Below are 14854 nucleotides of genomic sequence, written 5' to 3'. Positions count from 1 at the left end.
AAGGAGCCGATCATGAACGCACTGATCAGCATCGCCGACCTGCTCGAGCGCGGCGCGCAGCGCTGGCCGCACCATGTCGCCTATGCCGACGGCGGTGGCCGGATGACCTACGAACAGCTCGCGCATGCGGTGCGGCGCGCCGCCACCGTGCTCACCGCACGCGGCGTCCGGCCCGGCGAGCGCATCGCGATCTACGCGCCCAAGCGAATCGAAACCGTGGTCGCAATGCTCGCGGCCAACGCGCTCGGCGCGATCTTCGTGCCGGTCAATCCGCAATTGAAGGAAGCGCAGATCGAGCACATCGTCACCGACAGCGGCGCGGCGCTGTTCGTCACCGGCGCGCAGCGCCTGAAGCGGCTGCCGGCGCTCGCGCCGCTCGTCGGCACGCGTGCGCTCCTGATCGAGGAGCTGACCGACGCGATCTTCGCGTCGGACGCCGGCGACGCATCGCACGCGGCCGGCCGGCCCGTCGACGACGATCCGGCCGCGCTGCTCTATACGTCCGGCTCGACCGGCAAGCCGAAGGGCGTGGTCGTCTCGCACCGCAATCTCGTGTCGGGCGCGTTCAGCGTCGCCGCCTACCAGCAACTGGCCGACGACGACGTCGTGCTCGGCGTGCTGCCGCTCAGCTTCGACGCGGGCCTGAGCCAGCTCACGACCGCGCTGGCGTCCGGCGCCTGCTATGCGCCGCTCGACTTCCTGCAGCCGGCCGAGGTGCCGCGCCACTGCGACGCGTTCGGCGTCACGTCGATCACCGGCGTGCCGCCGCTGTGGATGCAGCTCGCGTCCGCCGGCTGGAGCGACACCGCACGCGCGCGGATCCGCCGCTTCGCGAACACCGGCGGCCATCTCGCGACGCCGCTGCTGCAGCGCCTGCAGGCGCTGTTCACGCACGCCGACCCGTACCTGATGTACGGGCTGACCGAAGCGTTCCGCTCGACCTACCTGCCGCCCGCGGATGCGGCGTTGCGCCCGACGTCGATCGGCAAGGCCGTGCCGAACGCGGAGATCCTCGTGCTGCGCGCCGACGGCAGCGAATGCGCGGCCGACGAGCCCGGCGAACTCGTGCATCGCGGCGCGTTCGTCACGCTCGGCTACTGGAACCGGCCCGAGCTGACCGCGCAGCGCTTTCGCGCGCTGCCGCGCCGGCATGGTGAGATTCCGCGTCACGACGTCGCCGTGTGGTCCGGCGACATCGTGCGGCGCGACGCGGACGGCTACCTGTACTTCGTCGCGCGCGGCGACGACATGATCAAGACGTCCGGCTATCGCGTGAGCCCGACCGAAGTCGAGGACGTGCTGTTCGCGCTGCCGCATATCGCCGAAGCGGCGGTGTTCGGCGTGCCGCACCCGGCGCTCGGCGAGGCGATCGCCGCCTGCGTCGTGTCAACGCTCGACGCGGATGCGTGCCGCGCCGACATCGCACGCGCATGCCGCGAAGCGCTGCCGACCTACATGAGCCCGCTCGTCGTCGAGCCGCTGCCCGCGCTGCCGCGCAATCCGAACGGCAAGATCGATCGCCCGGCGCTCAAAGCCCGCTATCGCGAGACGTTCGCGAGCCCCAACCTCGAGGAGACCGCCGCATGACCCCGTCGACGCTCGACGAAACCCGCGTGGGCGCGCGCCGTGTTGCCGCACCCGGCACGCTCGCGCTGTCCGGCGGCGTCGTGGTGCTGCCGCCCGCCGTCGTATTCAGCGCGATCCAGGCGCAGGAGCGCCATCCCGGCTACCGGCACCTGCTGCTGCCGCAGGCGCGCTTCGCGCGGCCGCGCGGGCTCGGTGCGCTGACGCCCGACGAAGGCGTGCGCCTCGCGCCCGGCGGCCGTCCGGTGCTGCGCGTCGCGCCGCCCGGGCGCAGCCTCGCCGATCTCGCCGCCGACGCGGCGCTCGACCTGCGCGACCAGCTCGGTTCCGCGCAGCTCGCCCGCACGACGCATGTGATCGTCGCGAGCTGCGCGCTCAACGAAGGCATCGGCGATTCGGTCGTCGGCCGCATGCAGTACGAGCTGGGGCTGCAGCGCGTGACGCCGTTCGCGCTCGGCCAGAACGGCACACTCGGCTGGTACTCGGCGCTGACGCTGCTCGAAGGACTGCTGAACGAAGGCGACCAGGCGCTCGTGATCCTCAGCGACAAGTGGCTGTATCCGTTCTTCCGCCAGTTCGGCGACCTCGTCGGCTACGGCGACGCGGCCGCCGCGCTGCTCGTGTCGTGCGCGGGCCCGGCGCCCGAGCCGGCGGCATGGGGCGGCGTGCGCGCGGTCGCGGTCGAGTTCGGGCCGTCGATCGCCGATCCGTGGGCCGATGCGCCGGGCGCGCTGCGCGACACGCTCGCCCCGGTCGCCGCCCGCGCGATTCGCCGCGCGCTCGACATGGCCGGCCTGCGCACCACGGACATCGACTGGTGCGTGCCGCCCGGTTTCGATCCGGGCTTCGCGGCGCGCGTGGCCGACGCCGCATCGATCCCGCTCGCCGCACGAGTCCAGCACGAGGCATCGGGCCACCTGTCGTCGGCCGAATCGGCGGCGGCGCTGATCCGGCTTGCCGGCGCGCTCGACGAAGGCGAGCGCCGCACGGTGCTCGTGTGGGATGCGGCGCTGCATGGCGCGGCGGGCGCGGCCGTGGTCGACCTGACCGGCGGCTTCGACGCCGCGCTCGATATCGAGGGAGAAGCGTGATGAGCACGTACAAGGTGAGCCTGCGCGAACTGCGCTTCTTTCTGTGGGAACTGTTCGAGGCCGATCGGCACTTTCTCGAACACGGGCCCTACAGCGCGCACGATCGCGCGTCGATCGACGCCCTGCTCGAACGCGCGCGCGACTTCGCGCTCGACCTCGGGCGCAGCTACCAGCAGGCCGACGTCGAAGGCTGCACGCTGCTCGACGACGGTCAGGTGCGCATCCCGTCGCATTTCCACGCGCTGTGGGCGCGCTTTCGCGACGAATGGTCGAACACGCTGTTCGGCACCGCGCACGGGCTGCCGCCGATCGTCACGCAGATGATCTACGAGATGTTCATGGGCGCCAATCCGTCGTTCATGACGTATGGCGGCTTCACGCGTCCCGCGGTCAAGCTGCTGCAGATGCATGGCACGCCGCACCAGAAATCGCTGATCGCGCCGCTCGAGGCGTATCGCTGGGACGCGTGCTTCTGCGCGACCGAACCGCAGGCCGGCACCGACCTCACCGCGGTCGCGCTGCGCGCGACACCGCTCGAACGCGACATCTATGCGGTCGACGGCGAGAAGGTCTACATCTCGGCCGGCATGCACGAGCTGACGGAAAACACGCTGTACTTCGTGCTGGGCCGTATCGACAGCGCATCGCCGGATTCGTTCTCGCTGTCGTGCCTCGTCGTGCCGCGCTTCTGGCCGGACGAGGAAACCGGCGAACTGCAGCCGAACCATGTCGACTGCATCGGCCTGCCGCGCAAGATGGGGCTCAAGGGCTGCGCGAACACGCACCTCGTGTTCGGTGCGAACGGCACGACCCGCGGCTGGCTGCTCGGCGGCCGCCGCAACGTCGGATTGCTGCAACTGATGCCGCTGATGAACCAGGCGCGGATGAGCACCGGGATGTTCGGGGTCGGCGTCGCGTCGAGCGCGTACCTGCATGCGGTCGAATACGCGAGCCGCCGGCTGCAGGGCCGGCCGATCGAGCGCGCGTCGAACACGAATGCGGCGCGCGTCGCGATCGTCGAGCATGCGGACGTGCAGCGGATGCTGGTCGACATGAAGAGCCGCGTCGACGGCTGCCGCGGCCTGCTCGGCAAGCTCGCCGCGACCGCGACGCGCGCGGCGATGCTCGAGGCGACACCCGACGCCGATCCGGCCGAAATCGAGCGCCATCGCAAGCTGCAACTGCTGCTCACGCCGATCTGCAAGGCGTTCATCTCCGACCAGGCATGGCGGATCTGCGAAACCGCGATCCAAGTGCACGGCGGGCTCGGCTACACCGACGCGAGCCCGGTCGAGCAGAATGCGCGCGACGTGAAAATCCTGTCGATCTGGGAAGGCACGAACTACATCCAGGCGCAGGACCTCGTGCGCGACAAGCTCGGCTTCGGCCGCCATTCGCGGCTGATCCAGTACTACCGCGACGAGCTCGACGCGTTTCTCGCGCACCAGCATCACGGCAGCACCCACGCGGAACTGCGCCCGCTGTTCGACGCGCTGCGCGCGGGCGCCGACCGGATTGCCGCCGCGCTCGACGACATCGCGCGTGACGTCCAGGACGGCCATACGCACCGCAGCAGCCAGTTCTACACGCGTTTTCTGGAGATGTTCGGCGTCGTCACGTCGGCCTGGGTGCTGCTCGAATCGGCCACGATCGCCGCGCGCCGCCTCGATGCGCCCGACACGGCCGACGCGCCGGCCGAACTCGCGTTCTATCGCGGCAAGCTGAAAAGCGCGCGCTACTACTTCGCGAACGTGCTGCCGGTGGTCGACCAGCATGCGGCGGTGCTGGCCGCGATGGCGCATGCGGCGATCAGCGTGAGCAGCGACGAACTCGTCCAGGCGGAATGACATGGATACGACGCTCGCCTCTGCTGCAAACCCGACCGCAACCGCTGCGACCGGCGATGCGCCGCGCAACCTGCTCGGCCGCCCGGCCAGCCGCCATCGCGGCACCGACATCGACGGCGCGACGCTCGAGCCCGAAGCGCTGCGCGTGCGCGATCTCGACCTGAACACGCTGATCGGCGCGACGACGTTCGAAGGCGCGCTCGCGCATCTGTGGTTCGACGTCGCGCCGGGCAGCGACGCGCACCGCGCGCATCAAGCGGCGCTCGGCGCGCGGCTGGCCGCGTTCGCCGCCGCGCTCGCGCCCGGCTCGGCCGCGCAGTGCGTCGCCGCGGATCTCGGCGCGGCCGGCGTCGCGCCGGTGTTCGCCGCCGCGTCCGGCCTGCTGCGCGGCTTCGACGACGTGCTCGCACGTGTGGACGGCCACGCCCCGGACGACGCCGACCTTGATGCGATGCTGCTGTGCGTGGCCGCCGCGCCGTTCCTGTTGCATGCCGCGATCGAAGGCCGCCCGTTCGCCGCCCGCCACGACAACGCCGCCACGTCGCTCGACCACGCATCGACCCACGCGCAGCGCATGCTCGCGCTGACCGGCGCGACCCGCGACGACGCGCCGGCGCAAGCCGCGATGAACATGCTGCTGGTCGCCTGGCACGCCGGTTTCGGCTACATCACGCCGACCGTGCTCGCGCCGCGCGTCGCGATCGGCACCGGCGTCACGCTGACGCAGGCGATCGCGGCCGGCTTCCTCGCGAGCGGCCCGTCGCACGTCGGCGCCGCGCTCGAGGCGATGCACTGGCTCGGCGCGCTCGCGCGGTCGGTGCCGGGCGGCACCACCGCGCCGCACGCGGCGCTCGACGCCGCCGGCCGCACGGCGATCGATGCGGCGCTCGACGCGAAACTCACGCTGTACGGCTTCGGCCATCCGCTGTTCGTCGCCGATCCGCGTCCGCCGCACATGCGCCGGCAGTTCGCCGAACGCGGTTTCGACGGCGCGTACCTGACGCTGTTCGACGCGTGCTGCGCGCAGGCCGATGCGCGCCGCGCCCTGCGACCGAACATCGATTTCCTGACGGCGGCCACGCTGCTCGACCTCGGCGTTACGGCGCCGTCGTGGGGCGTCGGCATCGGGCTCGGCGCGCGCATCGCCGCGATGGCCGCGCATGCGGTCGAGCGCCGGCGCCGTCCCGCATTCGGCGTCAACAGCGCGACCGCGCGACGGCTGCTGGCCGCCGTGCCGGTCGGCTGGCTGTGATCCTCCACCTTCAGCACCCTTCAGCCAAAGGAACGTCATGCTGCTCAAGAACCTGCGCCCGGCGAACGACTACGATCGCTTCGCCACCGAAACGCTCGAACCGTGGGACCTGCTGTTCATCAGCCGGATCCGCCAGCTCGCACGCGCGATGACGCCCGGCGTGATCGCCGACATCGGCACGGCCACCGGCGTCGTGCCGGTGCGCCTCGCGACCGATCCGGCGATGCGCGGCTGGCGCTACGTCGGCATCGACCTCGACCCGGCGATGCTCGACGAAGGCCGCCCGCGCATCCACGAACTCGGCCTCGACGACACGATCCAGATGCGCGTGGGCGACGCGCTCGCGCTGCCGTTCGACGACGGCACGCTGACGATGGCGGTCGGCCGCGCGACGCTGCACCACCTGCCGGACAAGGCGCTGAGCCTGACCGAGATGTACCGCGTGCTGGCGCCGGGCGGCATCGTGCTCGTGCACGACATGCGCCGCGACGCGCCGCAGCATCTGCTCGACCGTTTCACCGAGATGCGCGCGGCGGCCGACTATCCGCCGACGCACGTCGAGGAAAAGATCACGCTCGACGAAGCGCATGCGCTCGTCGCCGCGGCCGGCCTCGCGGACGTCGCGTCGATCTACAGCCCGAGCGCGGGGCTCGGCGCGCTCGGCTTCGAAATCCTGCTGAAGAAACCGGCGCTGGCCTGAGCGATGACCGATCTCGCCTTCCTCGCCGCGCACGCCGCGATGCGGCTCGGCGCCGACGACGTCCACTGCGCGGCGGTCGCGCCCGGCGCGACGCTGCCGCTGTGCGTGACGCCGCGCAGCGCGGAACTCGCGACGTCGCCGGAGATGTTCGTCGCGTGGTACCGCTCGCGGCTCGATACGATCGACACGCTGCTCGACGCGTGCGGCGCGCTGTTGTGGCGCGGCTTCGCGGTGCCCGACACCGCCGCGTTCGGCCGCCTCGGCGCGCTGTATCCGGCACACGCGCACGGCTACACGGCGGGCGCCGCGCCGCGCAGGCAGCTCGACGGCCAGGTGTACGAGTCGACGCGCATGCCGCCGCCGTTCAAGATCGGTCTGCATCAGGAAATGGCCTATATGCCCGCGTTCCCGCGCCTCGTCGCGTTCTATTGCCGGCAGCCGGCCGACGCGGGCGGCGAAACGCCGATCTGCGACATGCGGCGCGTGACGGCGCGTGTGCCGCCCGCGCTGCGTGAGCGGTTCGCCGCGCGCGGCGTGATGTACCTGCGCAATTTCGCGGCGCCCGGCGATCGCGCGCACGGCCTCGCCGCCAATCCGAACCTGCCGTTCGCCGAATACCACCGGCCGTGGGACGACGCGTTCGGCACGACCGAGCGTGACGAGGTCGAGCGGCTGTGCGCGGCGCGCGGCGTCGGCTGTCGCTGGCTCGACGACGGCAGCGTGACTGTCTCGCACGTCGGCAGCGCGCTGCGCGCGCATCCGCGCACCGGCGAGACGGTGTGGTTCAACCAGGCGAGCGCCCAGCACCCGAACCCGCGCTCGATGGGCGAACTCAGCTATCGCTACCTGCAGCGCGTGTACGGCACGCGCGCGGCGTTCCCGTATGAAATCCGCTATGGCGACGGCTCGCCGATGCCGTTCGACGATCTGGTGGCCGTCTACGACGCGTTCGACGACGAGGAGCTGTCGTTCCCGTGGCAGGCCGGCGACGTGCTCGTCGTCGACAACATGCTGGTCGCGCACGGCCGCAACCCGTACCGGGGCGCGCGCGACACGCAGGTCATGCTGTTCGACTGACAGGATGCCGACGATGAGCGATTCGCTACTCGCCTCCGTGCGCGCGCTGTTCGGCCCGCCGCCCGCGTTCGACAGGCCGCAGCGTTCGGGCGCGCAGCCGTTTCCCGACGCGCAGGTGCCCGCTGCGGCGCTCGGCGCGCGTGCTCTCGACGTCACGGCCGGCGATTTCCGCTTCCGCGCGCAGCACGTGCGGTTCCGGCTCGGCGCGATCACCGCGATCATCGGGCCGAACGGGTCCGGCAAGACCACGCTGCTCGAAGCGCTGCTCGGCTTCCGGCGCGGCGCGACCGACGTGCGCGTGCTGGACGAGCCGGCCGCGCGCTTCATGCGCGACACGCGTTCGCTGCGGCGGCTCGGCGCGCAATTGCAGAAGGTCGAGTATCCGGACCACCTGCGCGTGTCCGAGATCGTCGCGCTGCACCGCGCGATGTACGTGCAGGCGGACCCCGCGATCACCACCGCGCTCGGCATCGCCGAGCTGCTCGACAAGCCGTGCCGCGCGCTGTCGAAGGGGCAGCGCCAACGCGTGGACCTGTACGTCGCGCTCGCGCACCGGCCCGAGCTGGCCGTGCTCGACGAACCATTCACCGGGCTCGACCGCCGCTATGCGGGCGTCGTGATCGACCTGCTCGGCGACCGCGCGCGCGGCACCAGCGTCGCGATGATCTGCCATTCCGAAGAAGAGTTGGCCGCCGCCGACGATCTCGTGTGGGTGCGCGACGGCGGCATACGCTACCAGGGGGACAAGGACACGCTGCGCGCCGAACTCGTCGGCGACGCGCGCGCGGAGCTGCATTGCCGCGACGAAGCCGATGCGCGCGCATTGCGCAAGCGGCTTGCCGCGCTGCCCGGCGTGACCGGCGTGCGCGTATCGCCTTCGCATGTCGTCGAAGTGTTCGGCGACGCGACGCTGCATCCGAACGTGCACCGGATCGTCGGCGAACGGGGCATCCAGCATCTCGCGCTCGCGCCCAGCACGCCGGGCGACCTGCTGCGTCTGTGCACCGAGGGCCCGGCCCGTGACTAAGGTATTTCTGATCCTCGTGCGCAACGAGCTGCTCGGCTATCTGCGCAGCCGCTCGTCGCTGTTCTGGACGCTGGTGTTCCCGGTGTTCCTGCTGAGCGTGATGCTGTTCGCGTTCGGCGGCTCGGGCTCGCTCGGCACGGCCGACATCGCGTTCGACGTGCCGGGCGGCCCGAGCGCCTATAGCCGCGCATGCGAAGCGCAGATCGTCGACAGCCTGTCGCACAGCGACACGGTGAAAGCGACGTTCGGCCGCGGCACGGCCGCCGATCGCGTGACCGTCGTGCTGGGCGCCGACGAACGCACGCCGGCGACGATCCGCTACGACTTCAACGGCTCGCTCGCGGTGAAGGCCGCATCGCGGGTCGTCGAGATCGCGCTCGCGCGCTGCGCCGCGCAGCGGCTCGGCGTGCCGGCCGCGCAGGCGCGCTTCGAGAACAGCGCCCCGGCGCGCCGGCCGTTCGACTATGGCGCGTTCTTCGCGACCGGCCTGCTGGTGATGGCGTTCATGGCGATCGGGCTGAACTCGACGACGACCGCGATCGCCGCGCTGCGTGAACGCAATACGTTCAAGCTCTACGTGTGCTTCCCGGTGTCGCGCGGCGTGTTTCTGGCCGCGCTGATCGTCGCGCGGATGGTGATGATGGCGCTGTCCGCGCTCGTGCTGCTGACCGTCGCGCGCGTCGCGTTCGGCATCGCGCTGCCGATCGCGGGCCCGGACGGGCTGCGCGCATTGCCGATCGTGCTGCTCGGCGCGGCGATGCTGCTCAGCATCGGCGTGCTGCTCGCGAGCCGCACGCGCTCGCTTGCGGCCGCCGAACTCGCGTGCAACGTCACCTACTATCCGCTGCTGTTCTTCAGCGACCTGACGATTCCGATGCACGACGCACCGGCCTGGCTGAAAACCGCGCTCGCGTTCCTGCCGACCAACCAGTTCGCCGTCGCGCTGCGCGGCACGCTGCTCGACGGCGCATCGTACGTGCAACTCGCGCCGCAACTGCTCGGGATGGCCGCGAGCACGGCGCTGTTCCTGTTTGCCGCCGCGCGGCTGTTCCGCTGGCATGACGCATGACGCGTCGGCCGCTGTTTCGACTGCTTTGACTGTTTCGACGATGGAGAAAACCGGATGAAAGCGAACAATCCCATAACCGACTACCTGCTGCATGCGAGCAACTTCCTGCCGGCGATCGTGTTCCTGTTCTACGGGCGGCTCGGCCCCGGCGAGCCGGGCGAACGCTGGACGCATGCGTTCCTGATCGGCGGCGTGCTCGCGCTCGTGCATGGCGCATGGCTGATGCGGCGCGCGCAACGCAACAGCATCGCGCTCGGCGTCGATCTGTTCCTCGTGATCGGCGCGGTGCTCGCGATCGTGTCGCCGGCAGGTAGCCGGTTGTGGGGCGAGGAACTCGGCCCGGCCGCGATGCTCGTCTGCGTGCTGGTGGTCGGCATCGTGCACACCGCGTGGTCGGCCGGCGGTTTCGTCGACGGCACGGCCGCCGATCAGGCGCGCGTCCGCTCGCTGTCGTTCGTGATGCTCGCGGTCACGGCGGTCGCGCTCGCGGTGTCGATCACGATGCGGCACAGCCCGCTGTGGGGCGGCGTCGTGCCGCTGATCGCGCTCGTTATCGTGCGCGGCCGCCTGCGCCGGCAACTCGCGCACACGCACTGACGATGAGCGCACTGCCCGAACGCGCCGCGCAACGGCACGCGCTCGCCGCCGCGCTCGGCGACGGTTGGCTCGACGGCGACGCGTGCGAGCCGTATGCGACCGATGCCGCGCGGTACGGCGGCACCGCGCTCGGCGTCGCGCGCCCGGCGTCGACCGCCAAAACGAGCATGCTTGCGCGGGTCGCGGCCGCACACCGGATCGCGCTGGTCGCGCAGGGTGCGCGCAGCGGGCTCGTCGGCGCCGCGATACCCGATCGCAGCGGCACGCAATGCGTGGTGTCGTTCGACCGGATGCGCGCGATCCGCGCGTTCGACGCGGCGAACCGCAGCATCACGGTCGAGGCCGGCGTGCGCCTGTCCGAGATCAACCGCACGGCGGGGGAAGCCGGCCTCTGCCTGCCGATCGATCTCGGCAGCGATCCGGCGGCCGGCGGCCTCGTCGGCGCGAACGCGGGCGGCAGCCGCCTGATCAAGTACGGCGACGTGCGCCGCAACGTGCTCGGCTTGGAGATCGTGCTCGCCGATGCGGCCGGCACCGTGATCGATGCACTCGCGCCGCTGCGCAAGCGCAACGCCGGCTTCGACGTCGCACACTGCTTCATCGGCGCGAACGGTGCGAATGGGCTCGTGACGGCCGTGTCGTTCGCGCTCGCCGCGATCGAGCGCTCGTCGTGCGCGGTATTCGTCGCATTCGCGTCGTACGACGCGGCGCTCGCCGGCTTGCTCGCGTTCGAACGCGCGTTCGGCGAGCTGCTGTCGGCGTTCGAATTCATGTCGGCCACGGCCGTGCGATGCGTCGCGGCCGCCTGTCCGGACCTGCGCATTCCGGGCTCGACGGACGCCGCCGCGTGCCATGCGCTCGTCGAGATCGCGACCGGCATGCCGGGGCTCGATGCGTTGCTCGAAGCGCGCGCGCTGGAAACGCTCGAGGCGCTGGCCGGTGAGCGTGTGGTGCTCGATGCGGCCTGCGGGGCGGCCGAACGCTTCTGGCGGATTCGCGACGCGCTGCCGGTCGCGGTCGCGCAGGAAGGGATCCCGCTGTCGTTCGACGTGTCGTTTCCGCGCGGCGCGCTGGCGGCGTTCGTCACCGGCGCCGAGCAGTGGCTCGCCGACGCGCATCCGTCGCTGCGCTGCCACGCGTTCGGGCATTTCGGCGACGGCGGCTGTCACCTCGTCGTGTCGATTCCGCATGACCAAGCGCAGCGCTACGGGCCGTTGCAGCAGGTCGCGCTGCGCGGCGCGCTGTACGAGCGCGTCGTGCGGGCCGGCGGCTGCTTCAGCGCGGAACACGGCATCGGCCCGGTCAACGTCGCGTACTACCGCAAGCACGTGCCGGCCGCGCAACGGCAACTCGCCGGCGCCGTCCAGCACGCGATCGATCCGCTCGGCTTGATCGGGCGAGTCCGTTACTGATGCGCCGATTCGCTACGCCACGGAGAATTGCATGAAATCCCCCCACCCGCCCTGCCCGGGCCTCGCCGCCGAACCGGACGACGATCCGTCGTTCCCCGGTATGCCGGCCGCGCTGCCCGACTCCGGCGCGGTGGTCAACGTGCGCGGCGTCGCGTACGTGATCGAGCTGCCGCCGCGCGACCATGCGCGCGCGGCGCTGTGGCGCGAGCTTGCGCATTGGCGCGACGATCGGCCGGCCGATGACAGGTCGGACGGCGACGCCGCGGTGGATGCTCGTCAGGATTGAGCGTTCATGCCGGGGCACGTGCGGGCGGTGTTCGGTGTTCGGTGTTCGGTGCGCGGTGCGCGGTGGGCGGCATGCAGCAGGGCCGCTTCACGCGGCGATCCGCACACACCCGCTCCAGTCAGCCACTCACCGCCCCCGCGCAATCCGAAACACCGACATCGCGGCCTGCATCGACCCGGCCTGCTGCTCGAGCGCGCTCGCGGCGGCACTCGCCTGTTCGACGAGCGCCGCGTTCTGCTGCGTCATCTGGTCCATCTGCGTGACCGCCTGGCCGACCTGGTCGATACCCGCACTCTGCTCGACGGTGGCCGTCGTGATCTCGGTCATGATCGTCGCCACGCGCCGCACCGACGACACGATCTCGTCCATCGCGCGCCCGGCCTGCGACACGAGCGCATTGCCGTCGCGCACGTCGTCGATCGACGCGCCGATCAGCTGCCGGATCTCGCGCGCGGCGCCCGCGCTGCGCTGGGCCAGCGTGCGCACCTCGCCCGCGACGACCGCGAAGCCGCGCCCATGCTCGCCCGCGCGCGCCGATTCGACCGCCGCGTTGAGCGCGAGAATATTGGTCTGGAACGCGATGCCGTCGATCATCGCGGTGATCTCCGCGATCTTCTGCGAGCTCGTGTTGATCACGCCCATCATGTCGACGGCGCGGCCGACCAGTTCGCCGCCCTGCTGCGCGAGATCCGCCGCGCTCGCGGCGAGCGTGCTCGCCTGCTGCGCGTTGTCGGCGTTCTGACGTACCGTCGACGTCAGCTGCTCCATGCTCGCGGCCGTTTCCTCGAGCGACGCCGACTGCTGTTCGGTGCGGCTCGACAGGTCGAGGTTGCCCGCGGCGATCTCGCGCGCGGCCGTGTGGATCGCGTCGCTGCTGTCGCGCATGCCGGTGACGGTCGTCGCGAGGCCTGCCTGCATCCGCTTCATCGCCGCGAACAACTGGCCGATTTCGTTGCGGCCGGCATCGGGCACGTTCACGGTCAGGTCGTTCGACGCGATCCGGTCGAGCAGCGCGGCCGCGTTCGCGAGCGGCCGCGACACGATCGCGCGCAACGCGAAGTGCGTCGCGGCGATCAGCGCGAGCGCCAGCGCGACACCGATGCCGACCAGCGCGACGATGCGCGTGTACGCGGCGTTGCCGTCGTCGATCGTGTCTTCCGCCAGCTTGTTGGCCGTGCGCTGGAATTTCTCGACGTTCGCCGAATACACCTGGCCGGCTAGCGTAATTTCCTTGTCGTTGATCTCGGCATACGCGGCGGTATCGCCGTTGCGCAGCGCGTCACTCGCGCGGGCGAGGACGCCCGCGAGATGCGTCGACGATTCGACCAGCGCCTGCTTCAGGTCGGCACCAAGGCTGCCGATCGGCGCGGTGTCCTTGAACGCCTGCGTTTCCTTCGCCGACAGATCGAACGTGCGCTGCGCGCTTTGCAAGGCCGAGTCGCGCTGCGCCGGGTCGTTGTGTTCCTTCAGTGCCGAATACGCACGCACGAGCGCCGAGCGGGTACGTGTGCTGTCCTTGTACGCGTCATTGACGAGCGACGTCTGCGTTGCGATTGCGTGCAGGCGCTTCGCGTTCGTGTTCGCACTGCCGAGCGCAACGACCCCGACGATGCCGCCGACGATGATCATCGCTGCAAACGTGGCCAGCACGGCGAGCAAACTGTTTTTTACCTTCAGATCGCGCATGGTGAATCGACTCTCGAAGTTATCCCTAGTCGGTTAACGACAGCGGCTGGTTCAACTTGAGTCGATTGCGCTTCGTCGCGCGGATCAGTTCGTCCCGTCGTACGTGACGATCTCGACCCAGTTCGCCCCCTTGCCGACCGGATACTTGCCGATCGCGTCGAGGTGGCCGGTGTGCCGGTCGATGCGATACACCGCGAGCGTCGGCGACAGTTGCCCGGCCGCGAGCAGATACGTGCCCGACGGATCGATCGCGAAGCCGCGCGGCTGCCGCTCGGTCGCGAACGTGCCGACTCGCGCGAGCTTGCCCGATACCGCGTCGACCCGGTACGCCGCGAGCGTGCTCGACGTGCGCTCCGACGCGTAGAGGAACTTGCCGTCCGGCGTCAGGTGCAGGTCCGCGCCCCACGGCTTGTCGCCATGAAAATCCGGCGGCAGGATCGACACCGTCTGAATCGGCCGCGCCTCGGCGCCGCCATGCGACAGCGCCAGCACGTGCAGCTTGCCGTCGAGCTCGTCAATCAGGTATGCGAACCGCCCGTTCGACGAAAACACGAAATGGCGCGGCCCCGACTTCTCCGGCAGCCGGTACGCGGGCTCGGCCGTGTCGGTCAGCTTGCCGGTCGACACATCGAACGGCAGACGCAGCCATGCATCGGCGCCGAGCACCGACGCGAATGCGTAGCGGCCGTCCGGCGACTGGCGGATCGCATGCGCCATCGGGCCGGTCTTAATCGTCTGCTGCACGTCGCCGGCCACACCGTTCTCGCCGATCCGGTTGACCGCGAGCAGGTTGCCGCCGTACGACGCGGAGAACAGGTAGCGGCCCGACGCATCGGTCGACACATACGCCATGCTGTCCGCGAGCGGCGCGCGGCCCAGCTCGATCAGCCGCCCGTCGAGCGGATTGATCGCGAAGCTGACGACGCGATACGGCGTCGAGCGCAGCGCCGCGTACAGCCGGTGATGATCGGGCGACAACGTCATCGGCATCACGGTGCCGTCGACCGGCACGGTTTCGATCGCGCGCAGCGCGCCGCTCGACGTGTCGACGCCGAACACCGAGATGTCGCGGCTGTCGCCGTTCGATACGTACGCATACGTCGCGGCATGCGCGAGCGATGCGGCCAGCGCGAATGCGGCGGCCGCGACGGCGCGCCATGCTGTGTTGTGGTTCATGGGATACGCGATACGTGAAAGAAACCGTTGACGTGATGACGGCGCCGGAG

13 protein-coding genes are annotated in these 14854 nt (G+C 70.7%); 11 read left to right on the top strand and 2 right to left on the bottom strand.

Annotation, left to right across the window (positions count from 1 at the left end; genetic code table 11):
• The first annotated feature begins 12 nt into the window (after positions 1-12).
• Genes BAMB_RS30600 through BAMB_RS30550 form a run of 11 tightly spaced genes read left to right on the top strand, consistent with a single transcriptional unit; the run spans position 13 to position 11942 of the window.
• Positions 13-1587, top strand: coding sequence for an acyl-CoA ligase (AMP-forming), exosortase A system-associated (locus tag BAMB_RS30600; protein ID WP_011661013.1), 1575 nt, complete (start codon positions 13-15; stop codon positions 1585-1587).
• Positions 1584-2675 (top strand): hypothetical protein, encoded by a 1092-nt coding sequence (locus BAMB_RS30595; protein ID WP_011661012.1) that lies wholly within the window; start codon positions 1584-1586, stop codon positions 2673-2675. The genes BAMB_RS30600 and BAMB_RS30595 overlap by 4 nt, the downstream gene beginning before the upstream one ends.
• Complete coding sequence (locus BAMB_RS30590) at positions 2675-4522, top strand: acyl-CoA dehydrogenase (RefSeq protein ID WP_011661011.1); 1848 nt, start codon at positions 2675-2677, stop codon at positions 4520-4522. The genes BAMB_RS30595 and BAMB_RS30590 overlap by 1 nt, the downstream gene beginning before the upstream one ends.
• 1 nt (position 4523) lies before the next feature.
• A complete protein-coding gene (locus tag BAMB_RS30585; protein WP_011661010.1) occupies positions 4524-5774 on the top strand; it encodes a citrate/2-methylcitrate synthase in 1251 nt (416 codons plus the stop codon).
• Positions 5775-5811: 37 nt separating this feature from the next.
• Positions 5812-6474: a class I SAM-dependent methyltransferase gene (locus tag BAMB_RS30580; protein WP_011661009.1), complete on the top strand. Its 663-nt coding sequence runs from the start codon at positions 5812-5814 to the stop codon at positions 6472-6474.
• A gap of 3 nt (positions 6475-6477) precedes the next feature.
• The gene (locus BAMB_RS30575) at positions 6478-7551 is read left to right on the top strand and encodes a TauD/TfdA family dioxygenase (protein WP_011661008.1); all 1074 of its coding nucleotides are present in this window, start codon (positions 6478-6480) and stop codon (positions 7549-7551) included.
• 13 nt (positions 7552-7564) lie between these two features.
• The gene (locus BAMB_RS30570) at positions 7565-8578 is read left to right on the top strand and encodes an ATP-binding cassette domain-containing protein (protein ID WP_011661007.1); all 1014 of its coding nucleotides are present in this window, start codon (positions 7565-7567) and stop codon (positions 8576-8578) included.
• Complete coding sequence (locus tag BAMB_RS30565; protein ID WP_011661006.1) at positions 8571-9647, top strand: ABC transporter permease; 1077 nt, start codon at positions 8571-8573, stop codon at positions 9645-9647. Before BAMB_RS30570 ends, BAMB_RS30565 begins: the two co-directional genes overlap by 8 nt.
• Positions 9648-9701: 54 nt before the next feature.
• Entirely contained in the window at positions 9702-10244 is a 543-nt protein-coding gene (locus tag BAMB_RS30560; protein WP_011661005.1) for a hypothetical protein, read from the top strand.
• A gap of 2 nt (positions 10245-10246) precedes the next feature.
• On the top strand, positions 10247-11656 hold the full coding sequence (locus BAMB_RS30555; protein WP_011661004.1) for an FAD-binding oxidoreductase: 1410 nt from the start codon (positions 10247-10249) through the stop codon (positions 11654-11656).
• A 31-nt stretch (positions 11657-11687) separates the two neighbouring features.
• Positions 11688-11942 carry a hypothetical protein gene (locus BAMB_RS30550; RefSeq protein ID WP_011661003.1) on the top strand — a complete coding sequence of 85 codons (255 nt, stop codon included), beginning with the start codon at positions 11688-11690 and terminating at the stop codon, positions 11940-11942.
• A 126-nt stretch (positions 11943-12068) separates the two neighbouring features.
• Here the strand turns inward: BAMB_RS30550 and BAMB_RS30545 are convergent, their stop codons facing one another.
• Positions 12069-13628 carry a methyl-accepting chemotaxis protein gene (locus BAMB_RS30545; RefSeq protein WP_011661002.1) on the bottom strand — a complete coding sequence of 520 codons (1560 nt, stop codon included), beginning with the start codon at positions 13626-13628 and terminating at the stop codon, positions 12069-12071.
• An 84-nt stretch (positions 13629-13712) separates the two neighbouring features.
• Positions 13713-14804 carry a lactonase family protein gene (locus tag BAMB_RS30540; RefSeq protein WP_011661001.1) on the bottom strand — a complete coding sequence of 364 codons (1092 nt, stop codon included), beginning with the start codon at positions 14802-14804 and terminating at the stop codon, positions 13713-13715.
• Positions 14805-14854 lie beyond the last annotated feature (50 nt).

The organism is Burkholderia ambifaria AMMD (genome assembly GCF_000203915.1).
Classification (GTDB): domain Bacteria; phylum Pseudomonadota; class Gammaproteobacteria; order Burkholderiales; family Burkholderiaceae; genus Burkholderia; species Burkholderia ambifaria.
This window is presented reverse-complemented; position numbering and strand designations above follow the sequence as displayed.